The organism is Allobosea sp. LjRoot9 (genome assembly GCF_964252745.1).
Taxonomy (GTDB): domain Bacteria; phylum Pseudomonadota; class Alphaproteobacteria; order Rhizobiales; family Beijerinckiaceae; genus Allobosea.
The window spans coordinates 19,865-44,215 of the sequence record NZ_CAXUPC020000005.1 but is presented as its reverse complement, the minus strand read 5'-3'; the positions used below and the strand labels follow the sequence as shown (position 1 = coordinate 44,215).

The window sequence follows — 24,351 nt, the reverse complement described above, 5'->3', positions numbered from 1 at the left end:
CGGCGCTTGTCGCGCGCAACCGCGATCTGCGATGGAGATGTCGAGCGGGCCGAACTGGCGTCGCCATTTGCAAGAACCTCGCATTCATATAAACTATATAGAAATAGGAACGAGCGCATGCCTGCTGTCAATGCCAAAAAAACGACGGCCGCTGCCTCAGAACCCGCCACGCAACGGGCAAACGCCCAAGCCACGCTTCCCAACCTGGCCAATAGCGATGCGGCCCCGCTTTACGAGAAGGTGAAGCGCCATATGTCGGAGGCCATCCTGGTCGGCGAATGGCAGCCGGGCATGGTGCTTCCCAACGAAACCGCGCTTGCCCAAGGTTTCGGCATTGCGGTCGGCACGGTGCGCCGGGCGATGAGCGATCTCGTCGCGGAAGGCCTGCTCTCGCGCCGGCGCAAGACCGGCACGGTGGTGACCGGCCGCAGCCCGCATCACAGCCTGCGCTTCTTCTTCCAGTATTTCCGGCTGCACCGCGCCGATGGCAGCCTGACGCGCTCGACCAGCCAGATGCTCAGCGTGGAGCATGCACAGGCGACGCCCGAGCAGGCCGCGCTGCTGCAGATCAAGCCGGATGCCGAGGTGGTGAAGCTGCACCGCATCCGCCATGCCGACGGCAAGCCGGTGATGCATGACCGTTTGGTCCTCGCGGCGGAGCGCGTGCCCGGCCTGCCGCGCGATCCCGCCGCCCTGCCCCAGCTGCTCTACTTACATCTGCTGGAGCGCTACGGCGTCCGCATCTCGGCCGTGCGCGAGCAAATCGCGGCCGATCTCGCCAATGACGAGGACATCGCCCTGCTCGATCTCAGCGGGCGCGAGGCCGTGCTGACGATCGAGGAAGTGGCCTATGACCAGGCCGGCGTGCCGACCATCCTGGGCCAGCACCGCGCGACCACCCGCGCCCATATCTACGTCAACGAGGTGCGTTAGCTTCACACGGAACCACACCGTCATCCTGGGCGACCGAAGGTCGACCCGGGATCCATCGTAGAGTGCGGTGGCCTCCGATGGATCCCGGCACTCCGCGGAGTTTATCCTTGGGCCGATCGAAGATCGGACCCGAGGGCTCCGGCCAGGATGACGACGTGGCTCGGGCGAACTCCACCCGACGCTAGGCGACGACTGTCGGCTCCGTCCGGCCGGTGCGTTCCGCCAGTTCCGTGATCGCCGCGGCAGCCTTCGCGAGGGGTTCCAGCACGACCGCAGGATCGAGCCCGTGCCGCGCCGGGTCCGGCTCGAAGCGCTCCAGATAGATTCTGAGCGTCGCGCCCTTGGTGCCCGTGCCCGAGAGCCGGAAGACGATGCGGGCGTCGTTGTCGAACAGGATGCGGAGGCCCTGGCGCTCGGTCACCGAGCCATCGACCGGGTCGGTGTAGCTGAACTCGTCAGCAGCAGTCACGGTCATGCCGGCAAAGCTCTGCCCCGGCAGGGTCGCGAGCCTGCCCCTGAGCGCAGCGACGAGGTCGGCGGCGACCTTGCTGTCGATCTCCTCATAGTCATGGCGCTGGTAATAGTCGCGGCCATAGCGGCGCCAGTGATCGGCGACGATCTCGGTCACGGATTGCTTGCGCGCCGCCACGATGGAGAGCCAGAGCAAGACGGCCCAGACGCCATCCTTCTCGCGGATATGGTTCGAGCCCGTCCCCGCGCTTTCCTCGCCGCAGAGCGAGATCATTCCCGCATCGAGCAGCGAGCCGAAGAACTTCCAGCCCGTCGGCGTCTCGTAGAGCGGCAGGTTCAGCCCCTTCGCGACGCGGTCGAGTGCGCGGCTTGTCGGCATCGAGCGGGCGACGCCCTTGAGGCCGGCGGCATAGCCCGGCGCGAGATGGGCGTTGGCGGCGAGGATCGCAACGCTGTCACTCGGCGCCACGACCTGGCCGCCAGGCCCGACGATCAGGTTGCGGTCGCCGTCGCCGTCGGAGGCCGCGCCGAAATCGAGCTTCTCCGCCCCGGCCATCGCCGCGATCAATTCGGCCGCATAGACCGGGTTCGGGTCCGGGTGCAGCCCGCCGAAATCGGGCAGCGGCACCGCATTCATGACGCTGCCCGCCGGCGCGCCCAGGCGCTCCTCGAAGATGCGCCGGCCATAGGGACCAGTCACCGCGTTCATGGCGTCGAAGCGCATCCGGAAGCCCGAATGCAACAGGGCGCTGAGCCTGTCGAAATCGAACAGGGTCTGCATCAAGGCGACATAATCGGTGACCGGATCGATCACCTCGACGACCTGGCCCGAACCGAGCGTGCTCGTCCCGATCGTTCCCAGCGCGAGCTCGAGACCGTCCGCAATCTGGTATGTCGTGATCTCACGCGTGCGGGCGAAGATTGCCGTAGTCACCGCAGGCGCTGCCGGCCCGCCATTATCGGCATTGAACTTGATACCGAAATCGCCGTCCGGCCCGCCTGGATTATGGCTCGCCGACAGCACGATGCCGCCTTGCGCGCCGCGCTTGCGAATGATCGCCGAGACGGCGGGCGTGGACAAAAGCCCGCTTTGGCCGACGACGATGCGCGCGACGCCATTGGCGAGCGCCATGGCGACGATGACGCGGACGGCCTCGGCATTATGGAAGCGGCCGTCGCCGCCCAGGATCAGCGTGCCGCCGCACAGTTCCGGGACGGCGTCGAAGATCGATTGAACGAAGTTCTCAAGATAATGCGGCTGCTGGAAAACCGGGACCGCCTTGCGCAGGCCCGACGTGCCGGGCTCCTGATCGGGAAAGGGGCTCGTCTCAATGCGGAGAACCCGCAACGCGTTCGACATGCTGACTCCGGATAGGCGGGAACACTATGGGCAGGAACGATCTGGGCTGACTAGCACGAAGCTCATGCCGCTGGCAGCCCAGGCTCGCCAAAGGCTAGAGGCCGTTCTGAACCATGGGGGCGGAACAAGGCGAAAATCTGCGGGCCGATCGCATTCGCGACCCAAGCGTCGGCGATGCGGGATTCTCTGTCGCCCGGAAGCTGGCGAGGGGTGCCTGTTACGCCCGAGCCAAGAATTCGTCTCCTGGGAACCATCGCTTGGCGCTCAAATATCCGAACGTCAGCACATGCCTCGCAAAGCAGCTGCGGTCTTGGTTGGTTTCTTGCCGAAGCGGAATCCAACACTATGATTACCAAGTATTTAATGTTATCGTTGAAATGCGGTGTATCGAAAGCGTTCTCATGATCTGGCTGGCGCTGATCTATGGAACTGGCGGTGCGTGGTTCGGCCTGAACTCAATCATGGAGTTGCCGATGCGCCGCGTCACGTGGAGCGATACGATCACGATCGCATTCGTCAGCGCGGGATGGCCACTCATCCTCGCTACGCTGGGCGCATTTGCTCTTTTTCATCGGACGCCCAAGCAAGTTCGTACGATTTCTCGCACCATCAGCGTCGTCGACCAGCGCAACCGCCAATTCTAACCTTGCCATAGAATGCCTGCAGCGCAGGTACAGGCAGCATCTCCCTGCCCACGATGCTTTCGATTGGCAGATGCGTAGAGACGCAGGGTCCTATCGTGGAAAGCCAGAGAAGCAGGAATCGGCATGTCCGCGTCGCAATTGCGAAACGAGAAGAGGCCCGACCATCCCGCCCAGCGCAAGGAGACCGCGCCTGATCTGACAGGCGCGATCACCCGGCCGCATTAAAGCGTATGCAGCGGACCGACCGTCAGTTGCAGACCACGACCCGGCGCGTCACGACATAACCCCAAGGGTCGTAATAACGCCGCCACACAGGGTAGCAGCCGCCATTGTAATAGTAGTTGTTGTAGTAGGGTGCGCCCAAGGCGAACGCGACGGCCGGACCGCCCCAGAAGAAGCGGCCGCGGTGGACATGCCGGCCGTGGAAGAAGGCCGATCGGCCGGCAAAGGCCGGTCGAGCAAAGCCGCGATGAAACCCGCCGCCATGGAAGGCCATGCCACCACGATGGAAGCCACCCCCATGGGGACGCGCCTCGGCGGGTGCCGACCATGCGATGACGCCTGCGGACATCACTGCCGCGGCGAGAGCGGCGGCAGTCGTCTTGCTGACGCTGAAGGTCTTGCTGATGCTGCAGCGCTTGTTGATGCCGAATGTCGAGATCATGACGATTCTCCCATCACAATGAGTCTCGCCCTAGGCTGAAATCTCGGCCTTCCCGCATGAACATACAATGAACATTAACCATGGCTCCGGCCATGGAGGCTGTCGCCGCGATCACATCTCGGTGACCGTTCGCTCCGGGCTTCCCTTGCCTAAATGCTGCCTTGCGCAAATGCCGCCGATCTCCGGCGTCAGCCGCCAGCCATGATGAGGCCGCGCCCTGCTCCGCTTTGGACCCTTGCGTTGGAAATCGGCGGAGCCCGCTGCGAGCCGGGACGCAGCCCTCCCCGTTACACCCCTGGCAGACGATAATCCTTGAACTGCTCGCGCAGCGCCGTCTTCTGGATCTTGCCCGTCGCGGTGTGGGGGATCGCCTCGACCAGCACGACATCGTCGGGCAGCCACCATTTCGCGATCTTGCCGGTCATGAAGGCGAGCATCTCGTCCTTGCCGGGCGTCCGGCCGGGTTTGGGCACGATCACCAGCAGCGGCCGCTCGTCCCATTTCGGGTGGGCAACGCCGATGACAGCGGCTTCGAGCACATCGGGATGACCGACCGCGAGATTTTCGAGATCGATCGAGGAGATCCACTCGCCGCCTGACTTGATCACGTCCTTGGAGCGGTCGGTGATCTGCATATAGCCGGCGGCGTCGATGGTGCCGACATCGCCGGTGTCGAAAAAGCCCTGCTCGTCGAGGATCGGCTCGTCCTCACGGCGGAAATAGGCGCCAGCCACAGCCGGCCCGCGCACCTTGAGCCGGCCGAAGGTCGCGCCGTCCCAGGGCAGATCCTTGCCCGCATCGTCGGTGATGCGGAACTCGACGGTGAAGGGCGGATGGCCCTGCTTGACCTTGAGGTCGTAGAGCGCCTCGCCTTCGAGATGCTGATAGACCGGCTTGACCGAGCAGAACGAGCCGATCGGGCTCATCTCGGTCATGCCCCAAGCATGCGAAACGGTGACGCCGTATTTGCGCTCGAAGGCCTCCGTCATCGCGCGCGGACAGGCCGAACCGCCGATGACGACGCGCTTCAGCGTGGAGAGGCCCGCACCTGTCGCCTCCAGATGCTGGAGCAGGCCGAGCCAGACCGTCGGCACCGCCGCGGTGCAGGTCACGCCTTCTGTTTCCAGCAGCTCCAGCAGCGAAACCCCGTCGAGCTTGGCTCCCGGCATGACGAGCTTGGCCCCGGTCATCGGCGCGGAATAGGCCAGCGACCAGCTATTGGCGTGGAACAGTGGCACCACGGGCAGCACCGTGTCGCGCGAGGACAGGCCGAGATAGTCTGGCGTCGCGCAGGCGAGCGCATGCAGCACGTTGGAGCGATGCGAATAGAGCACGCCCTTGGGGCCGCCCGTAGTGCCCGAGGTATAGCAGAGCCCGGCTGCCGTGTTCTCGTCGAGCTTCGCCCAGGCGAAATCGTCATCGGCCTCGGCCAGCCAATCCTCATAGGCGACCGCGCCCCTGAGCGAGGTCTCAGGCATATGGGCAGCATCGCTCAGGATGACGAAACGCTCGACGTTCGGAATCTTCGCCTGCAACTGCTCGACCAGGGCCACGAAGGTCAGGTCAAGGAACAGCATCCTGTCGCCGGCATGGTCGATGATCCCTGCGATCTGCTCCGGGAACAGGCGCGGATTGACCGTATGCGTGATCGCCCCCATGCCGCTAATGCCGTACCAGAGCTCGAGATGGCGGTCCGTGTTCCAGGCCAGCGTCGCGACCCTGTCGCCCAACGCCATGCCCTCGCGGCCAAGCCGCTTGGCGACCTGCAAGGCGCGCTGGCGCAACTGCGCATAGGTCGTGCGCCTTATGGAGCCATCCTCCACCGCTCGGCTGACGACTTCGCGGGTGCCATGCTGGATCGCGGCATGGTCGATGATCCGGTGCAGCAGCAGCGGCCAGTCCTGCATCAAGCCGAGCATCAGTGCCTCCCCCGAAATCTTGTTTGTTGTTGCGGGCAGAATAGGCGCAGGCCACGCGGATATGAAAGCGGGGCTCGCGCCCGGAAGCGAGATGGTTTAGGTCGTATCAATTCCGCCCGGAGAGCCCGAAGCCCGTGTCCGCCTCCAACCTCTCCCCGAGCTCCGAACCCGCCGAGCCCGATCGTGTCTGGTTCCGCTTCATGCGGCTGCACCAGCGCATGCTCATCCAGATGACCGCGCGAATCCGGACGCTCGGGCTCTCGATCCCGCAATTCGATCTGCTCTCGACGCTGACCGAGCGCGAGGGCATCAGCCAGAGCGAACTCGCCGAGCGGCTCTACGTCACCAAGGGCAATGTCTCGGGCCTCGCCGACCGCCTCGTCCAGGCAGGCCTCGTCGAACGCCGGGCGATCGCGGGCGACCGGCGCTCCTATGCGATGCACCTGACACCGGAAGGCCGCAGGCTGGCCGAGGCCGGCATCGCCGCGCAGCGCGACTTCGTCGCCAACACGCTGGGCAAGCTGCCAGGCGACGATCTCACCGAGCTCGACCGCCTGGTTAAGGCCTGGCGCGACCTGGCCCGCGCCGTCGACGCCGACTGACGCCGCCAGGCGCGCAAGCACGGCATGAAAAAGGCTGCGAGATGAGCGTGACGATCGATCTCACGGCCTCGGCAATGAGCCTGAGAGAAGCGCTTCTCGCGCGCCGTTTCACCGCGAGCGACCTGCTCGAAGCCAGCCTCGCCCGCATCGACGCACTCAATCCCGGCCTCAATGCCATCATCGCGCAGGATCGCGACCTCGCCCGCGCCGCGGCGCGCGAATCCGACAGGCGCATCGCTTCCGGCGCGGCCCGCCCCTTGGAAGGGCTGCCCATCACGATCAAGGACGCCTTCGACGTCGCCGGCCTGCCCTCCTCCGGCGGCTTGCCGGCCTATCGCGAGCGCATTCCGGAGGAGGATGCGACTGCCGTCGCAAGGCTTCGGGCAGCCGGCGTCGTCATCATCGGCAAGAGCAATGTCCCGGTCTTCTCCGGCGATTTCCAGAGCTACAACCCGGCCCATGGCGTGACGAACAATCCCTGGGACGCGGCCTGTTCGCCCGGCGGCTCATCGGGCGGTGCAACGACAGCGGTCGCGACCGGCATGTGCGCCTTCGAGCTCGGCTCGGATCTCGGCGGCTCGATCCGCTGGCCGGCCCATGCCAGCGGGGTCTTCGGTCTCAAGACGAGCTGGGGGCTGGTCTCGACCTGGGGCGCCATTCCCCCGCCGCCCGAGCGGCGCACGCTGCGCAATGCCGACCTCCTTGTCGCCGGGCCGATCACGCGGGCGGCCGAGGATCTCGATATGATCCTGCCTGTGCTGGCTGGCCCCCGCGATGCGACCACGCCCGGCCCCGTGCTGACACCACCCCGGCGCGAGACGGCGCAGGGCCTGCGGGTGGCGCTCTGGGCCGAGGACCCCTTCGCCCCGGTTGATCGCGAAGTCTCCGACGCAGTGCGCGAGGCCGCGCGGCAATTGCGGGCTGCGGGTGCGACCGTCGACGAGACCGCCCGGCCCTCGCTGCGATTCGCAGAAGCCTTCGAAGTCTATGCGCTGCTCAACCACGCCGTCGTCGCCTATGGCCTGCCGCCAAAGATACGCGCCCGCATCCAGGCGCAGGCCTCAGGCTTCAGCTCCAACGATCTCTCGCATCAATCCCTGCAGGCGCGGGGCGCGCGGATGACGCCGGGCCTCTATCAGCAGCTCTCCCAGCGCAGGCTGGCGCTGAAGCGGCGCTGGGCCAGCTTCTTCGCGCGTTACGACGTGCTGCTCTGCCCCCCGGCACCCGTGGCCGCGATCGCGCACGACCATGCGCCCGACATCCATGCCAGGCGATTGAGCGTGAATGGCGAGCCGCGCCCCTATCTCGATTTCTTGCTCTGGGCTTCGCTCGCCACAGGAGCGGACCTGCCTGCCTTGAGCGTACCGGTGCGGCTCTCGCAGGCAGGGTTGCCGCTTGGCGTGCAGGTCATCGCAGCGGCCGGCGAGGACCGCATGGCGATCGCCGTCGGCGCCATGCTGGAGCGCTCCGGGGCCGGCTATCGCGCCCCGCCCGGAGCCCGCTCAATATCCTGACGCGGCGATGCTGCCCCGCGCCAGAGTCTGCGCAGGCTTGCGTGAAAATCGCTCAGCTTTTGCGCCGCACCCGGTCTATGCTCGCATAAGTAATCCATAAAGATCGGGAACCGCACGATGCTGTCCAACCTCGCCGTCCGCGATATCGAGACCCTCGTCCATCCCTATACGAACCTCGCGACGCATCGCGAGGTTGGCCCGCTCGTGCTTGAGAGCGGCAAGGGCGTCTATGTCTACGACACCGCCGGCAAGGAATATATCGAGGGCATGGCGGGGCTGTGGTGCACCTCGCTCGGCTACTCCAATCAGGAGCTGATCGAAACCGCCACCGAGCAGATGAAGAAGCTGCCCTTCACCCATATCTTCGGCGGCCGCAGCCATGATCCGGCGATCGAGCTGGCCGAGAAGCTGAAGGAAATCGCCCCGGTTCCGATCTCGAAGGTCTTCTATGGCGCGTCGGGCTCAGACGCCAACGACACCCAGGTGAAGATCGTCTGGTACATGAACAACGCGCTCGGCCGGCCGCAGAAGAAGAAGATCATCTCGCGGCTGAAGGGCTATCACGGCGTCACCGTCGCCTCGGCCTCGCTGACCGGCCTACCCAACAACCATATCGATTTCGACCTGCCGCTGCCGGGCATCCTGCACACCTCCTGCCCGCATCATTACCGCTTCGCCGAACCCGGCGAGAGCGAGCAGGACTTCTCGTCGCGGCTTGCTGCCGAGCTCGAGGACATGATCCTGCGCGAGGGGCCCGACACGGTCGCCGCCTTCATCGCCGAGCCGGTGATGGGCGCCGGTGGCGCGATCCTGCCTCCGGAAGGTTATTTCGAGAAGGTCAACGCGATCCTGGCGAAATACGACATCCTCTTCATCTCGGACGAGGTCATCACCGGCTTTGGCCGCACCGGCAACATGTTCGGCACCACGACCTATGGCATGAAGGCCGACACGATCTCGCTCGCCAAGCAGATCACCTCGGCTTATTTCCCGCTCAGCGCGGTGATGCTGAGCGAGCAGGTCTATGACGTGCTCGTCGACCAGAGCCGCAAGATTGGCGTCTTCGGCCATGGTAACACCTATGCCGGCCATCCCGTCGGCTGCGCGATCGCGGTCAAGACGCTGGAGATCTACCAGCGCGAGAAAATCGTCGAGCATGTCCGCAAGGTCTCCCCGACCTTCGTCAAGCGATTGGAGAAGCTCGGCGAGCATCCCCTCGTCGGCGAAGCGCGCGGCGTTGGCCTGATCGGTGGCGTGGAGCTGGTCAAGGACAAGCAGACCAAAGCCCCGTTCGAGGCCAAGAAGGGCGTCGGAGCCAAATCGGTGGTCTTCGCGCAGGAAGAAGGCCTGATCACCCGCGCCATGGGCGATCGCGTCGCCTTCTGCCCGCCGTTGATCATCACCGAGGCCGAGATCGAGGAGATGTTCAACCGCTATGAGCGCGCCCTGAACAAGACCCTCGACTGGGCCAAGGCCCAGGGCCTACTGGCGGCCTGAGCCCCCTCATTCATCATTGTGGCGGCCGGTTACGGCCGCATACAATTCGACACGGAGAGATCACGATCACGCCGCGCCAGCGGCGGGATCCCTTGCCAATATGATGTCGACCGGTGGCCAGGAACCATCGGCCCGCTAGAGCAGGATGCGAAAAAGTGGGAACCGGTTTTTCGCGTCGATCCTGCTCTAACTCCTTGGTGAGAGCCGGATGATTTCAGATGGGATCACTTCGTGATTCCATCTGAAATCATCCGGCTCTGAAGTCGACAACATCTACGGCCATGATTTCACCCAATATCTCGTGCAACGAAACAAGTGAGCGCGGGCTTCCCCGTTACCTCCACTAGGGAAGTCGATGTTTTTCGCCTCCGTCCGATCGCCATTGTCGCAGTCGCCGATGGAACGAGATGCATATCAGCCGCGTTGGATGAGGACGCGAAGGATCAACCATCCCGGCTTGCCGGTGTCCTTCGCGATGGCTTCGACGACTGATCGTCGTAGATACTTCTTCGAGACCCTCGATGATTGACCGGCGCAGAGTTCTCCAAGCTCTCGCCGGTCTTTTTTTCGCTGGCCTCGGCACGACCGGCTATGCCGCGGCCTGGGAGCCCGAGCAGTTGCGCGTGACGCGCTATGGCCTGACGCCGCGCGGCTGGCCCAGCGGGCGGCGCCTGCGCCTGGCCGTGATTTCGGACCTGCATATCGGCGGATTGCATGTCCCGCTCGCGCGCGTCACCGACATCGTGGCGCGGACCAACGCTCTGAAACCGGACCTGACGCTCCTGCTCGGCGATTTCGTCGCGAGCCGACCGCGCCGCGCCTCGGATCCGCCCATGCAGGCCTGGGCGGGGGAGCTCGCACGGCTTCAGGCCAAGGACGGTGTCTACGCTGTGCTGGGCAACCATGACTGGTGGCACGACAGGCCGACGCAAACAGCCCGCTCCGGCCCGACCCAGGTGGGCGCAGCGCTGGCAGCCAACGGCATCGTCGTGCTGGAAAACCGTGCCATGAAGCTCGACACGGCGGCGGGCCCGCTCTGGCTCGCCGGCCTCGGCGACCAGATCGCCTTCCTGCCGCGCGTCCAGGGCCTGCCCCCTGGCATCGACGACCTCACCGGGACACTGGCGCAGATCGATGACGACGGCACGCCCGTGATCATGATGGCGCACGAGCCCGACGCCTTCGTGCGCATGCCGCCGCGCATCGCGCTGACCTTGTCGGGGCACACCCATGGCGGCCAGGTCAGGCTCTTCGGCTGGGCGCCGGTCGTGCCCTCGCGCTATGGTGGGCGTTACGCCTACGGCCATGTCCGCGAGAATGACGGGCGCGACCTGATCGTTTCGGGGGGAATCGGCACCAGCATCCTGCCGGTCAGGCTCGGCATGCCGCCGGAGATCGTCCTGGTCGAGCTGGGCTAGCGCGGATCATTCCGGGCACCGCTGTCATCCTGGGCGACCGAAGGTCGTCCCGGGATCCATCGAAGGGCTATGGCGCTCCACGATGGATCCCGAAGCTGCGCCGCTTACGCGGCTTGTTCGGGATGACGCAGTGGTTTCCGAGTCAAGGCAGCGCGCCAGGCGCCGCCGCACCCTCAGCGAACGATCACCTTCGTGCCGACCGGCACGCGGTTGAACAGATCGACCACATCGATATTGCGCATGCGGATGCAGCCCGACGAAGCCGAACGGCCGATCGTCTCGGGCTCGTTGGTGCCGTGGATGCGGTAAAGCGTGTCGCGCCCGTTCTGGTAGAGATACAGCGCGCGCGCGCCCAGCGGGTTTTCCGGGCCGCCTTCCATGCCGCCGGCGAAAGGCTTCAGATGCGGCCAGCGCACCAGCATCTCGGATGGCGGCGTCCAGCGCGGCCACTCGGCCTTGCGTTGGATCACCGCTTCGCCGGTCCAGCCGAAGGCCTCGTCACCGGTGGCGACCGCGTAGCGGATCGCCTTCTTGTTCGGCTCGACATAGTAGAGATATTTCTCGGTCGTATCGATCAGGATCGTACCCGGCGCGAGCCCGGTCGGATCGGTGATCTCATAAGGAAGCTGCGTGACGTAGTGCTCGAACTTCGGCACCAGAGCGATATATTCGGCATCGCGTGCGGACAGGGCCGGCGCATTCACGCTCTTGTATTGGCAAGCTCCCAGAAGGGTTGCCAGCGCCAGAGAGATGATCACGGTCTGTTTCATGCATTCCATCCAAGCGGCCCTGCGGCGACTTTTATGATGAATCGAAGGTTAACGTTTTGTGACGCCAAACGCAGGCCGCGGCACGGAAAAACGAGCGAAGGACTAGGCTCCTAACATGGATGGCGCAATCTGGTTCCCGCCGTGGTTGTCGATTCGTGCTCTTCCCGACGGACCGTTGCAAAGCGGCCACGCTGATCCCCGGTAACCCCCACTGCGAGGCGCCTTTTCCGTGACGACCCTCCTGATCACGCATCCGGCCAGCCTCCAGCATGAGATGCCGCCCGGCCATCCCGAGCGCATCGAGCGCATTCGCGCCGTCGAGCAGGCGCTGGAGGATGAGCGCTTTGCGGGCCTGATTCGCGCAACCGCGCCGCTGGGCCTGCTGGAGCAGGTCACGCTTTGCCACCCGCCCGCCTTCGCGCAGGCCGTGATCGCGGCCAGTCCCGAAACCGGCCTCGTCCAGATCGACGCGGACACGCTGATGTCGCCGGGAACGGTCGAGGCAGCGCTACGCGGCGTCGGCGCCGCGACCTACGCCGTCGACGAGGTCATGCGCGGCGCCGTCGCCAACGCCTTCTGCGCCACGCGCCCGCCCGGTCACCATGCCGAGAGCGAAAAGGCGATGGGCTTCTGCTTCTTCAACAGCGCCGCGATCGCCGCCCGCCACGCCCAAAAGGCTCATGGCGTCGAGCGCGTCGCCATCGTCGATTGGGATGTGCATCACGGCAACGGCACGCAGGAGATCTTCTGGGATGATCCGAGCGTGCTCTATGCCTCGAGCCATGAGATGCCGCTCTATCCCGGCACCGGCGCACCCTCCGAGCGCGGCCAGCACGGCACCATCGTCAACGCCCCCTTGCGGGCCGGCGACGCCTCCGAGGAGTTCCGCGAGGCCTTCGAGGCGGCGCTGCTGCCAAGGGTCGAAGCCTTCGCGCCCGACCTCATCATCATCTCAGCCGGCTTCGACGCGCATTGGCGCGACCCGCTCGCTAATATCAATCTGAAGGAAGCCGACTTCGCCTGGGCGACGCAGAAGCTGATGGAGATCGCCGACCGCCGCGCCAAGGGGCGCGTCGTCTCAGTCCTGGAAGGCGGCTACGACCTCGAGGCCCTGTCGCGCTCGGCCGCAGCGCATGTCATGGCACTGATGCGGGGGTGAACCAAGGCTTATCCGTCATTGCGAGCGTAGCGAAGCAATCCAAAGGGCTCGCTCGGCGGCTCTGGATTGCCTCGTCGCTGCGCTCCTCGCAATGACGGAAGGGCGGGTCACTCCAGCGGCTGCGTGTCCGCGATCTCGATCCCGAAGCCGCTCAGCCCCACGAAGGAACGCGGTGAGGAGGCGAGGTTGACGATCGAGCCGACGCCGATGTCGCGCAGGATCTGCGCGCCCAGCCCAACCTCGCGCCATTGCTGCGTGCGCTGCGCGTCGGAACCATCCTCGACGCTCTTGATCGGCACGCCGGCCGAGCCGTCCCGCAGATAGATCAGCACGCCGCGGCCATCCTGCGCGAAGCGCTTCAGCGCACACTGGATCGAGGGCGCGCCACCGAGCACATCGGCGACGACATTGGCCCTGTGCAACAGCGCCGGCACCCTCTCGCCATCGCCGATCTTGCCCATCACGAAGGCGAAATGCTGCGTATCCTCAAAGGGCGTGATGTAGACATGCCCGGTCATCTCGCCGAAGGCGGTCTTCACGGGAAAGCTGTGCACCCGCTCGACCAGCTTCTCGCGCGACTGGCGATAGGCGATCAGATCCGCGACCGTGATCTGCTGCAATCCGTGCTTCTGGGCGAAAGCGGTAATCTGCGGCCCCTTCATCACCGTGCCGTCGTCATTGGCGAGTTCGCAGATCACGCCGACCGGCGGCAGGCTCGCGAGCTTGCAGAGATCGACGGCGGCTTCGGTATGGCCCGAGCGCATCAGCACGCCGCCATCCTTGGCGATCAGTGGGAAGACATGGCCCGGCCGCACAAAGTCCGCCGCGCCCATATTGCCGTTGGCGAGCGCGCGCACCGTGTTGCAGCGCTGCTCGGCCGAGATGCCGGTGGTCAGCCCATGCTTGACGTCGACCGTGACCGTGAAGGCGGTGCCGAGCGGGGCGTCGTTCGACGACACCATCGGGTCGAGCCGCAGGCGGCGCGCCTCGCCCGATGTCAGCGGCGCGCAAACGATGCCGCAGGTGTTGCGGATGATGAAGGCCATCTTCTCCGGCGTGCAGAGCGAGGCGGCAACGATGAGATCGCCCTCGTTCTCACGATCATCGTCATCGGTGACGATGACGATGTCGCCGCGCGCGAAAGCCTCGATGGCCTGGGTGACATTGCTGGACATGGCAGCCTCCCGCGGCCCGACAAGGCCGAGAAAATCATTGGGGGTGACGGAACCGCCCGTGGCGGCGGCGATACGCTCGGCGCTTTCGCGCGAGATCCAGGCGCTCTGATCGTTGCAGAGCGCGGTGACGCTCGCCGGCGACAGCCCGACCTGCCGCGCAAAGGCGCTGCGGCCGATTTTGTTCTGCTGGAGCCAGGCGTCGAGTTTCATGAGCGCAAATTAGTGCGCGGCAGCTTCAGTTGCAATGAAGCTGCGAGATATTTTCAGTATTGCTGAAATGCATAACCCCACCGTCATGCTCGGGCCTGACCCGAGCATCTCTTGCCGGAACGGACACCTTCCTCTGCCAGAGATTCTCGGACCCTCTGCGCGGCCCTGGAATGACGGACCGCTACGGCTGAAACGGCCAGCGCGGCTCCACCACGCCGACCTGCGCGCGGTGGCGCAGATACTGGTCCGCCAGCACGCAAGCGACCATCGCCTCGCCAACCGGCACGGCACGGATGCCGACACAGGGGTCGTGGCGGCCCTTGGTGAACATCTCGGCCTCGCCGCCGGTACGCGTCACGGTCGCCCGCGTCGCCAGGATCGAGGAGGTCGGCTTCACCGCGAAGCGCGCCACGATTGGCTGCCCGGTCGAGATGCCGCCAAGGACGCCGCCGGCATGGTTCGACAGGAACAGTGGCCGGCCGTCATTGCCGGCGCGCATCTCGTCGGCATTCTCCTCCCCCGAGAGCTCGGCTGCACCGAAACCATCGCCGATCTCGACGCCCTTGACCGCGTTGATGCTCATCAAGGCGGCGGCGATTTCCGCATCGAGCTTGCCATAGATCGGTGCGCCCAGCCCCGCCGGCACGCCCTCAGCGACGATCTCCAGCACCGCGCCGATCGAGGAGCCGGATTTTCTGATACCGTCGAGATAGCTCTCGAACAGCTGGGCCGCCTTGGCGTCGGGGCAGAAGAACGGGTTGTTGCCGACCTCGTCCCAATCCCAGTTGTTACGGTCGATCTTGTGCGGACCCATCTGCACCAGCGCGCCGCGCACCACCATGCCGGGCACGACCTTGCGCGCGATCGCGCCGGCCGCGACCCGCATCGCCGTCTCGCGCGCCGAGGAGCGCCCGCCGCCGCGGTAGTCGCGAATGCCGTATTTCACGTCATAGGTGAAATCGGCATGGCCAGGCCGGTACTTGTCCTTGATGTCCGAATAGTCCTTCGAGCGCTGGTCGACATTGTCGATCATCAGCCCGATCGAGGTCCCGGTCGTGACTTGAACGTCGTCGCTCTCGCGCGCAAAGACACCCGAGACGATCCGCACCTGGTCCGGCTCCTGGCGCTGGGTGGTGAAGCGTGACTGGCCGGGCCGGCGGCGATCGAGCTCGACCTGGATATCGGCCTCGGTCAGCGGCAACAGCGGCGGACAGCCATCGACGACACAGCCGATCGCCGGCCCATGGCTCTCGCCGAAGGTCGTGACGCGGAAAAGATGGCCGAAGGTGTTGTGTGACATGGGCAGCCTGACGCGGGTTCGTGTCAGGCTCTTAGTCCCACAGCCGGAGAGCGGTCAAACGCGCCCGGCTGCCTCAATGCCCCGCCGGCGCCTTCGCCGGCACTGCGGGCGCCCCCTCCCAGCGCGTATGCGCCGGCAGGTTTTCGCCCTTCATGATCACGGTCAGCAGGCCGATCTGGGCATAGTCGCCGACATGGGTGTCGTAGAGCACGGTCGCGCCCGCGCCGACGCAGACGCCCTTGCCGAGATGGACCCGGCCGACCTTCATGACGCGATCCTCATAGAGATGCGTCTGCAGGGCCGAGTGGGCGTTGATGGTGCAGAAATCGCCCATCTTGACGCAGTCGAACTCGGTGATGTCGGTGGTGTCGAGCCAGCAGCCCTTGCCGAACTTGGCGCCGAACAGCATCAGGAACCAGGGCAGGAACGGCGTGCCGCGCAGATAGTCGAACAGCACCTTGCCGCCCAGCCCCCAATACAGCACCGCCACCGCCTCGGTGCGCATCGCCCACCAAGACCACATCGGCTTCATCACCGGCTTGTAGACGCCCATCATCAGCCATTTGATCGCGGCGCAGATCAGCGCCTGCGTGATCGCGATGATCATGGCGACAACGGTGAAGGAGACGGCAAGGCCGAGCCAATCCTGATGGTTGATCTCGCGCTGCAGCACGAGATCGACCGCGATCGTGCCGAAGGTGATGAACAGCATCGCCGGGAACGAGGTGTGGAGCGCCTCGAAGATGCCGCGCGCGAACTGCTTGCGCAGCGACGGCTTATAGGTCCAGTCGGCGCCGAGATCGACCTTCTGGCGCGTCGGCAAGCGGATCGGCGGCGAGCCGAACCAGGTATCGCCGGGCTGCATCAGCTCGTTGGCAGGCGGCTTCGACTTGATGCCGATCAGCACGCGGTCGGGAATGACGGCGCCCGGCGGCACGACCGCGTCGTTGCCGACGAAGACCTGATCGCCCGTCCGGGTCATGTCGAGCCGCATATAGCCGCGCCGCATGTCCTCGTCGCCGAAGACGACCTCGTCGGCGATGAAATTGCCGGCGCCGATGCCGGTGAGGTCGTAGCGGCCCGAGAGGTTGGTCGAGATTTCGGCGCCCTGGCCGATGTGTGCCCCCATGATGCGGTACCAGGCCCGCATGTAGATCGTCGCAAACAGCGAGGACAGCGTCTCCAGCGTCACTTCGGTCGCCAGCGCCACAGTCCATTTGCGGGCGTAGAAGCCCGAATGGATCGAGTACGAGCCCGAGGTCACGCGCGGCAGGATCAGCCAGCGCAGGCCGGCCATCAGGAAGACGGTGAAGGCGATCAAGCCGATCGCCGTCGGCCAGGTCAGGATCGGCAGATACCAGAGATAGCTGATCTCGGACCAGCTCGCGATCCAGTCGTCGATCTGGTCGAACAGCCAGAAGGCCGGGAAGATCGGCAACAGGCTGACCGGCGGCAGCACAATCAGCATAGCGACGTAGAAGGCCGTCATCGCGGCGCGCCGGCGGGTGCTGGCCTGCGCCTGCGGCGGCAGCGAGGCCAGGTCGACCATGCCGGTCTTGCGCGCGGGCGTGCCGTCCCAGATCTCGGCCTCGCCGACATGGGTCTGGGGCGGGATCGCGCTCAAATCGCAGATCTCGGCATGGTCGCCGATGACGCTGCCATGCCCGAACACGACGGAGGCGCCGGCCGAGACGTCCTTGCCGATGCTGATCTTGCCGAGGATCAGCTTGTCGCCGATCGCCTCGCCATTGGCGAAGGTGGTCTTGGAGCCGAGTGCCGTGCCCTCGCCGATCTCGATCAGGTCGATCGCGCCGGCCTCGTAATCCGAGATGATGACGTCGCGGCCGACCTTGGCGCCAAGCAGGCGCCAGTAGAACCGCATCACCGGCGTGCCCTGGAACCATTTGATGTGCACGAGTCCGGCGACGCGCGCCGCGAACCACCAGCGGAAATAATAGACGCCCCAGAGCGGATAGACGCCCGGCTTGGTCCGGCCGAGTACGATCCATTTCAGCGCGATCGCGATCAGCCCCGTCACGATGGTGATCGCGACGTAGACGCCGAGCAGCGCGAAAACCTGGCCGGTCAGCGACAAATCCTCGCCCGACATGATCATGTAGGTGACGAAGATGCCGAGCCATTGCGCGGTCGACAGGCCGATGATGATCGGCAGCACCGCGGCCTGGGCGAGGCCGCAGAGGAAACGGCGCAGGAACGGCGGCGGCGTGAAGGAGAGGTCCTCGACCTCCGCGATGCCGCGCCCGTCGAGCAGCGCCGCCATGCCGCGCAAGGTGCGCGCGCCATAGACGTCCTGCAGCGTGATGCCGGCATAGGCCGGCGTCTCGCGCACGATCGAGATGAAGCGCGCCGCCAGCAGCGAGTGACCGCCGAGATCCATGAAGAAATCGGCGTCGAGCGGCAGGCTGGCCGCGCCCAGCACGCGCTTGGCGGCATCCAGCAGCGCCGCTTCCGTCGCGTTGCGCGGCGGCTCCTGCTCGCCGGCCGCGCTCGGCGCCGTCAGCGGCGCCGCCTTGAGCATCTTGCGGTCGACCTTGCCGGAGACCATGCGCGGCAGCGAGCCCACAGCCTCGAAATGCGCCGGCACCATATAGGGCGGCAGCTTGTCGCGCAGCGCGGCGCGCAAGGCCGCGCCGTCGACCGCCACGCCTGGCTCGGCCACGACGAAGGCGACGAGCCGTTCGATCTCGTCATCGCTGCGCAGCACCACGGCGGCCTGGCTGACGCCCGGCTCGTCGGCGAGCTTCGACTCGATCTCACCGAGCTCGACCCGGAAGCCGCGGATCTTGATCTGATCGTCGATGCGGCCGTGGAAGACGATATTGCCGTCGGCATCAAGACTGACCGCATCGCCGGAGCGATAGAGCACCGGGTCGTCGATCCCGCCGAAGGGATTGGCGATGAACTTCTCGGCCGTCAGCTCAGGGCGGCCATGATAGCCCTTGGCGACGCCAGGGCCGCCGATCAGCAATTCGCCCTGCTCGCCGGGGCCGACCAGTTGCATCGCCTCATTGACGATATAGGTGGTGTAGTTGGCGATCGGCTGCCCAATCGTCACGATCTCGCCCGGTCGGACCTCGGCCGCGGTCGCGACCACGGTCGCCTCGGTCGGGCCATAGGTATTGAGAATGCGCCGTCCCGGCCGCGACCATTTCTGGACGATCGCCGGCGGCAAGGCCTCGCCGCCGAGCAGGATCAGCCTGAGCGAAGGCACGTCCGAGGGCAGGATGCCGAGCAGGGTCGGCACCGTGTCGATCACGGTCACGCCGGCCTCGGTCAGCAGAGCCGGGAGCTTCTCCGCATCGCCCATGGTCTCGGGGCTCGCAACGTAGAGAGCCGCCCCCACAAGATAAGGCGTCCAGATCTCCTCCATCGACAGGTCGAAGGCGACAGAAGCGCCCTGGAACACGACGTCGTCGGGCCCGAAGCCGTAGAAGGCGTTCCCCGAGCGCAGGAAATGGCAGATATTGCGATGGCTGATGACGATCGCCTTGGGCGTACCCGTCGAGCCGGAGGTGTAAATCAGATAGGCGGGGTGGTCCTTGCTCAGGCCGACTACCCGCGCCGGCATCTCGGCGCCATCGTCGCGAGCCGCCAGATCCTCGGGGCTCCAGACCGTGCGGCCCGTGCCCGCTGCCCTGCTCTGCCAATCCACGGAGGTGACGAGGCCCTTGGCCTCGGCATCCTTCAGGCAAACGGCGATCCGCTCGACCGGCGCCTCGGCGTCGAACGGCACCCAGGCCGCGCCTGAACGCGTGATCGCGATCTGCGCGATCAGGAGTTCGATGCCGCGCGGCATCCACAGGCCGACCATGTCGCCAGGACCGACGCCCGCCAGGGCCAGGCCCCGCGCCTGCCGCCCGGCGGCGGCCCAGACCTCGGCATAGCTCAAGCGTCGCGCGCCATCGCGCAAGGCCGTCTCGCCGCCGCGCGCTGCGACGGTCGCGGCGAAAATCTCGCCCAGAACCTCGTCTCGGATCAGATCCGGGCGCTTCTCGCCCGCCAGGGTCGCGAGCGGCTGTGCGCCCATCACGGCCGTCGTTGCCGACAAATTGCTGATGTCGTTCATCGCGCCCCGCTGCGCTCAGAACCACGACATCCCGGAGCGAGGCGTAAAGCACCCTCGAACCAGGCACTCGCACCCCTGCGACGCACCTTCATAAAAACACGGGCGAGCCACACCCCCCGATGCGCTCTTCCCGCTGTGCCTTCCGGCCGAGCATGCCACCGCCGCACGAAACTGCCTTAGCAGGGCGACCTTGCCAAACCATGACTGAACCCGTGATGAACGCCTCGGTTCCACCACGCTGCCGCTGCAGCAGCCTAGTCCCGCAGCCCTGTTAGAGCCAGTCGGCCTGATTACCCGACACGACAAGGATCTTGCCCTGCCAGATATCGACGAGCGCGGCTTTCTGCGAAGACACCGCCCCAACCAGTGCCAGGACGGCGCGCGCGATACCGCCATGGCTGACGATGACCGTCTCGCGCTGCAGTTCCTCCAGCGCGGGCCGGATACGCTCGGCGAGCATCCGGTAGCTCTCGCCGCCCGGCGGGACGAAACCCCATTTGTCACGCTCGCGCATCTGCGCCTGTTCGCGCTCGCTCTTGCGGATCTCGCGCCAGGTGAAGCCTTCCCAATCGCCGAAGGTCAGCTCGCGCAAGCGCTCGTCGATGCGGTAGGCCCCAGGCTCCAGCTGCAACTGGCCGCGCAGGATGTCCATGGTCTCGCGCGCACGCTCCATCGGCGAGGCAACATAGTCGAACGCCGCGAAATCCGGCGCCAGAGCCTTCAGTCGCTCGGCCGCCTCCGCTGCCTGCGTCCGCCCCAAAGCGTTGAGCGGGATGTCCTGGGCGCCCTGCAGGCGGCCTTCGCGATTCCACTCGGTTTCGCCGTGGCGAATGAGAATGAGCCGTTGCGGGAGCGTGATCGGGACCATGTGGGCTCATGCACGCTGGCGCTTTGCCCGTCAAAGTCCCTCGCGGGCGGCGGTCATGCGTCGCGGCCATGGCAAGCGCCGTCGCTTTCTGTTGGCCGCGGCCCGATGCGCCGTATATAGGCGGCTCTTCGCTGCTGCAGCAGGTTTGAATGTCCCTGGCTCTCATCTTGCCCGATGGCCATAGCCTCGCCCTCGATGCGAGGCCGCTGATCATGGGCGTCGTCAACATCACGCCCGATTCCTTCTCCGATGGCGGCCTGCTCGCCAATGCGGAGGAGGCGATCGCGCATGGCCTCACCCTGGCGATGGAGGGGGCTGCCATCATCGATGTCGGCGGGGAATCGACGCGGCCGGGCCATGCCGCCATCGACGCCGCGACCGAGATCGCGCGGGTGCGGCCCGTGGTCGCGGGTCTCGCCAACGCGCTTTCGCTACCGGTCTCGATCGACACCTGGAAGGCCGAAGTTGCCGAGGCCGCGCTGAGCGCGGGTGCTGCCATCGTCAACGATGTCTGGGGCGCGCAGCGCGAGCCCGCCATCGCGGAGGTCGCGGCGCGCTACGGCGCGCCCATGGTGCTGATGCACAACCGCGACACGGTCGATCCCGACATCGACATCTTCGACGACGTGCTGCGCTTCCTGGAGCGCTCCATCGCCATCGCCATCTCCGCCGGAGTGCCGCACAGCCAGATCGTCGTCGATCCCGGCATCGGCTTCGGCAAGGCCCCAGCGCAGAACCTCGCCTTGATCCGTGATCTCGGCCGCCTGAAGGAACTGGGCTGCCCTATCCTGCTCGGGGCCTCGCGCAAATCGATGATCGGCCAGATCACCGGCCAGAAGGTCGCCGCAGAGCGCGTCGCCGGCAGCATCAGCAGCCATCTCTATGGCGTCTCGCAAGGCGCGGCCATCATCCGCGCCCATGACGTGCGCGCCCATAACGAGGCGCTCCAGGTCTGGGCCGCCATCGCCAATTCCGCCAGCCTGACCTCCGCAAAGGGCGCCCCGTGAGCGAAACCGGCAGCATTCTGATCGAGAAGCTCGATATCTACGCCTATCACGGCTTCTTCTCGGAGGAGGAGCGGCTCGGGCAGCGCTTCACGCTCGACCTCCTGCTGGAGACCGACCTGCGCGCCTCGGCGATCAGCGACAGCCTCGCCGACACGGTGAACTATGGCAAGGTCGTCGGTGTGGTGACGGAAGCCTTCACCGCCAAGCGCTTCAACCTCCTGGAAGCAGCGGCGCGCGCCGTGGCGATGGCCGTGCTCGACGGCTTTCCCCCGGTGAGCCGCGTCGAGGTCACCCTGCGCAAGCCCGCCCCGCCGATCCATGCCACGCTCGCCAGCGTCGGCATCAAGCTGAGCTACCAGCGTGGCGATTGAGGTCGCTCTCGGGCTTGGCGGCAATCTCGGCGACCCGGTCGCAGCCTTCGCGGCGGCGCTGAAAGCGCTCGCCGCGCATCCCAAGATCAGGCTGGGGACAATCTCCTCGGTCTACCGGACACCGCCCTGGGGGCGGCTCGACCAGCCGGAATTCCTCAACATGGCCGCGCTGATCGAAACCAGCCTGCCGGCAACCGAGCTGCTTGCCCTCGTCCTCGACATCGAGAAGCGGCAGGGTCGCGAGCGCCTCGAGCGCTGGGGCCCGCGCACGCTCGACATCGACATTCTGAGCTATGGCGACGACGAGATCGACCAGCCCGGCCTGCAGGTGCCGCATCCACGCCTGGCCGAGCGCGCCTTCGCCCTGGCGCCGCTGGCGGAGATCGCGCCCATGCTGGCAATCGGCGGCCGGACCGCGGCCAAGCTCCGCGACGAGCTCGCCGACCCCACCGTCCGGCGAGACGCGGAGGCGACCGAACGCTTGAAGTGCGCGCTGGAGTAGTCAGGAAGCAAATTACCCCGCCACTTACTCGCAATCGCGGCAAGGTCTCGGTTCGCCAGCGTTGGTCGCGGCCAGGTTCCTGAACAATGCGACGCTCGGCGCGCGCTTTGCTGACCTTAGGTTAATTAACTGTTACCCAAAGTGAGCACGCGCCAAACGTTGCGTCATCTCGATCATGGGTGCAGGAGAACAGCGCTGCAGGCGACAAGACGGAGCCTGGCTTGAAAGAACCTACCATGACACGCGCTCGTCCCCTCGCCGCCGTCATCGCCGCGCTTCTCATGGTCGCGCCGGCGTTTGCGAAGAACTTCGCGGTCCCGACCAAGAACCCGGCCGTCACCATCACCGTTCCCAACGACTGGAAGACCCAGGAGATCGACTACGGCTATTCCGCCCGCCCGCAGGATGAGGCGGTCTTCTTCTCGGTCGAGTTTGCCGATGCGCGCAACATCGACAAGATGCTCGCCAACAACGATGCCTGGATGAAGGACAACAAGATCAAGAAGGTCGAGCCGATCAAGGCCGAAGCCCCCTTGAACGGCATCCCGGCCACGATCTTCCAGTACCGCACCACGGACGGCAACGGCCCGACCAAGGTCGACTTCATCCTGCTGCCGGCCGGCGACAACCGCATGATCATGCTGACCGTCTGGGGCTCCGATGAGGAGCGCGAGACGCATGGCAAGGAGCTCGATGCGATCTTCGGAAGCATCAAGGCGATCAACTGATCACCATGCTGCAAGCGCTAGAGCAATTGCTCTAGCGCTTTGTTTTAACGCGTTTTCTTCACGCGAACCGGTGCCTACTTCGCTCCAAAACGCGCTACCGGCTCAGGGCAAGCCCTGAGCCGGTAGCGGTCCGCGATAGAATCGACGGGGAATTTTAGAGCTGGACGGCCGCCCGCTCACTCGCTGCGTTCGAGCGAGATATCCGGTGCGGTCGGCACCTTCATGCCGACGACATGGTAGCCCGCATCGACATGCAGGATCTCGCCGGTGATGCCGCGCGACATGTCGGAGACCAGGAAGACAGCGGTCTCGCCGACCTCCTCGATCGTCACGGTGCGGCGCAGCGGCGAGTTGTACTCGTTCCAGCGCAGGATGTAGCGGAAATCGCCGATGCCCGACGCCGCCAATGTCTTGATCGGTCCCGCCGAGATCGCGTTGACGCGGATCTTCGAGGGGCCGAGATCTGCGGCGAGATATTGCACGCTCGCCTCGAGCGCGGCCTTGGCGACGCCCATGACGTTGTAATGCGGCATCCACTTCTCGGCGCCGTAATAGGTCAGCGTCAGCATGGCGCCGCCATCGCTCATCAGCTTCTCCGCGCGCTGTGTCACGGCGGTGAAGGAGTAGCAGGAGATCAAGAGCGATTTGGTGAAGTTCGCCTCACTGGTCTCGACATAGCGGCCGGTCAATTCGTCCTTGTCGGAAAAGGCGATGCAGTGGACGACGAAGTCGAGCTTGCCCCAGAGCTTCTCGATCTCGGCGAAGACGGCGTCGATCGAGGCCGAATCGGTGACGTCGCAATGGCCGACGACATGGCCGCCGAGCTCCTTCGCCAGGGGCTCGACGCGCTTCTTCAGCGCATCGCCCTGATAGGTGAAGGCGAGTTCCGCGCCGGCGTCGGCGGCGGCCTTGGCAATACCCCAGGCGATCGAACGGTTGTTGGCGACACCCATCACGAGGCCGCGCTTGCCCTTGAGCAGATTGGCGGTCGGAAGGGCGGCGGTGATGGCGTCAGGCATCGGAGACCCTGGAACGAAACAAAAGGAGGGGTCTCATAGAACAGGACGCAGAAAAGTGGAAACCGGTTTTCGACAGTTGCTGCGCTTCGATGGCCGGGCAAGCCCGCGCACTCTGGTAAAGAGCGCGAGCGCA

At 65.7% G+C, this 24,351-nt stretch carries 20 protein-coding genes; 11 read left to right on the top strand and 9 right to left on the bottom strand.

All coding sequences use genetic code 11. The features are described from left to right. Nucleotides 1-117: 117 nt before the first annotated feature. Nucleotides 118-933, top strand: a complete 816-nt coding sequence (locus ACSQ3P_RS19950; protein WP_436167235.1) for a GntR family transcriptional regulator — start codon at nucleotides 118-120, stop codon at nucleotides 931-933. A 181-nt stretch (nucleotides 934-1,114) separates the two neighbouring features. Here the strand turns inward: ACSQ3P_RS19950 and ACSQ3P_RS19945 are convergent, their stop codons facing one another. After that, nucleotides 1,115-2,752, bottom strand: a complete 1,638-nt coding sequence (locus tag ACSQ3P_RS19945; protein ID WP_436167514.1) for an alpha-D-glucose phosphate-specific phosphoglucomutase — start codon at nucleotides 2,750-2,752, stop codon at nucleotides 1,115-1,117. Nucleotides 2,753-3,021: 269 nt separating this feature from the next. Between ACSQ3P_RS19945 and ACSQ3P_RS19940 the strand changes: the two genes are divergently transcribed. Next, a complete protein-coding gene (locus ACSQ3P_RS19940; protein WP_436167234.1) occupies nucleotides 3,022-3,408 on the top strand; it encodes a hypothetical protein in 387 nt (128 codons plus the stop codon). Nucleotides 3,409-3,655: 247 nt separating this feature from the next. On the opposite strand, the gene ACSQ3P_RS19935 is transcribed toward ACSQ3P_RS19940, so the two are convergent. After that, entirely contained in the window at nucleotides 3,656-4,072 is a 417-nt protein-coding gene (locus tag ACSQ3P_RS19935; RefSeq protein WP_436167233.1) for a hypothetical protein, read from the bottom strand. A gap of 287 nt (nucleotides 4,073-4,359) precedes the next feature. Then, complete coding sequence (locus tag ACSQ3P_RS19930) at nucleotides 4,360-5,991, bottom strand: long-chain-fatty-acid--CoA ligase (protein WP_436167232.1); 1,632 nt, start codon at nucleotides 5,989-5,991, stop codon at nucleotides 4,360-4,362. A 200-nt stretch (nucleotides 5,992-6,191) separates the two neighbouring features. Between ACSQ3P_RS19930 and ACSQ3P_RS19925 the strand changes: the two genes are divergently transcribed. From ACSQ3P_RS19925 to ACSQ3P_RS19910, 4 genes are all read left to right on the top strand, one after another. Then, nucleotides 6,192-6,593: a MarR family winged helix-turn-helix transcriptional regulator gene (locus ACSQ3P_RS19925; RefSeq protein ID WP_436167513.1), complete on the top strand. Its 402-nt coding sequence runs from the start codon at nucleotides 6,192-6,194 to the stop codon at nucleotides 6,591-6,593. Nucleotides 6,594-6,640: 47 nt separating this feature from the next. Continuing rightward, nucleotides 6,641-8,107 (top strand): amidase family protein, encoded by a 1,467-nt coding sequence (locus ACSQ3P_RS19920; protein ID WP_436167231.1) that lies wholly within the window; start codon nucleotides 6,641-6,643, stop codon nucleotides 8,105-8,107. A gap of 117 nt (nucleotides 8,108-8,224) precedes the next feature. Next, entirely contained in the window at nucleotides 8,225-9,604 is a 1,380-nt protein-coding gene (locus ACSQ3P_RS19915) for an aspartate aminotransferase family protein (RefSeq protein WP_436167230.1), read from the top strand. Nucleotides 9,605-10,125: 521 nt separating this feature from the next. Further along, a complete protein-coding gene (locus tag ACSQ3P_RS19910; RefSeq protein ID WP_436167229.1) occupies nucleotides 10,126-11,022 on the top strand; it encodes a metallophosphoesterase in 897 nt (298 codons plus the stop codon). Between the two features lie 173 nt (nucleotides 11,023-11,195). Here ACSQ3P_RS19910 and ACSQ3P_RS19905 read toward each other — a convergent pair whose 3' ends face one another. Then, nucleotides 11,196-11,792 (bottom strand): L,D-transpeptidase, encoded by a 597-nt coding sequence (locus ACSQ3P_RS19905; protein ID WP_436167228.1) that lies wholly within the window; start codon nucleotides 11,790-11,792, stop codon nucleotides 11,196-11,198. A gap of 229 nt (nucleotides 11,793-12,021) precedes the next feature. Here ACSQ3P_RS19905 and ACSQ3P_RS19900 point away from each other — a divergent pair, with 229 nt between their 5' ends. Next, entirely contained in the window at nucleotides 12,022-12,951 is a 930-nt protein-coding gene (locus tag ACSQ3P_RS19900; RefSeq protein ID WP_436167227.1) for a histone deacetylase family protein, read from the top strand. Nucleotides 12,952-13,058: 107 nt separating this feature from the next. Here ACSQ3P_RS19900 and ribB read toward each other — a convergent pair whose 3' ends face one another. The 4 genes from ribB to ACSQ3P_RS19880 all read right to left on the bottom strand — a co-directional run bounded on the left by ribB (nucleotide 13,059) and on the right by ACSQ3P_RS19880 (nucleotide 20,591). Next, on the bottom strand, nucleotides 13,059-14,336 hold the full coding sequence (gene ribB / locus ACSQ3P_RS19895) for a 3,4-dihydroxy-2-butanone-4-phosphate synthase (RefSeq protein ID WP_436167226.1): 1,278 nt from the start codon (nucleotides 14,334-14,336) through the stop codon (nucleotides 13,059-13,061). A gap of 181 nt (nucleotides 14,337-14,517) precedes the next feature. Then, nucleotides 14,518-15,636, bottom strand: coding sequence for a chorismate synthase (gene aroC / locus ACSQ3P_RS19890; RefSeq protein ID WP_436167225.1), 1,119 nt, complete (start codon nucleotides 15,634-15,636; stop codon nucleotides 14,518-14,520). 73 nt (nucleotides 15,637-15,709) lie between these two features. Then, complete coding sequence (locus ACSQ3P_RS19885; RefSeq protein WP_436167224.1) at nucleotides 15,710-19,723, bottom strand: Pls/PosA family non-ribosomal peptide synthetase; 4,014 nt, start codon at nucleotides 19,721-19,723, stop codon at nucleotides 15,710-15,712. A gap of 271 nt (nucleotides 19,724-19,994) precedes the next feature. Further along, a complete protein-coding gene (locus ACSQ3P_RS19880; RefSeq protein WP_436167223.1) occupies nucleotides 19,995-20,591 on the bottom strand; it encodes a histidine phosphatase family protein in 597 nt (198 codons plus the stop codon). A gap of 149 nt (nucleotides 20,592-20,740) precedes the next feature. On the opposite strand from ACSQ3P_RS19880, the gene folP reads away from it, so the two are divergent. The 4 genes from folP to ACSQ3P_RS19860 all read left to right on the top strand — a co-directional run bounded on the left by folP (nucleotide 20,741) and on the right by ACSQ3P_RS19860 (nucleotide 23,199). Next, nucleotides 20,741-21,598: a dihydropteroate synthase gene (gene folP, locus ACSQ3P_RS19875; RefSeq protein WP_436167222.1), complete on the top strand. Its 858-nt coding sequence runs from the start codon at nucleotides 20,741-20,743 to the stop codon at nucleotides 21,596-21,598. Continuing rightward, nucleotides 21,595-21,969: a dihydroneopterin aldolase gene (gene folB, locus ACSQ3P_RS19870; protein ID WP_436167221.1), complete on the top strand. Its 375-nt coding sequence runs from the start codon at nucleotides 21,595-21,597 to the stop codon at nucleotides 21,967-21,969. The genes folP and folB overlap by 4 nt, the downstream gene beginning before the upstream one ends. After that, complete coding sequence (folK, locus tag ACSQ3P_RS19865) at nucleotides 21,959-22,471, top strand: 2-amino-4-hydroxy-6-hydroxymethyldihydropteridine diphosphokinase (RefSeq protein ID WP_436167220.1); 513 nt, start codon at nucleotides 21,959-21,961, stop codon at nucleotides 22,469-22,471. Before folB ends, folK begins: the two co-directional genes overlap by 11 nt. A 236-nt stretch (nucleotides 22,472-22,707) precedes the next feature. Further along, nucleotides 22,708-23,199: a hypothetical protein gene (locus tag ACSQ3P_RS19860; RefSeq protein ID WP_436167219.1), complete on the top strand. Its 492-nt coding sequence runs from the start codon at nucleotides 22,708-22,710 to the stop codon at nucleotides 23,197-23,199. Between the two features lie 176 nt (nucleotides 23,200-23,375). On the opposite strand, the gene fabI is transcribed toward ACSQ3P_RS19860, so the two are convergent. After that, complete coding sequence (fabI, locus tag ACSQ3P_RS19855) at nucleotides 23,376-24,218, bottom strand: enoyl-ACP reductase FabI (protein ID WP_069692915.1); 843 nt, start codon at nucleotides 24,216-24,218, stop codon at nucleotides 23,376-23,378. Nucleotides 24,219-24,351: the final 133 nt, after the last annotated feature.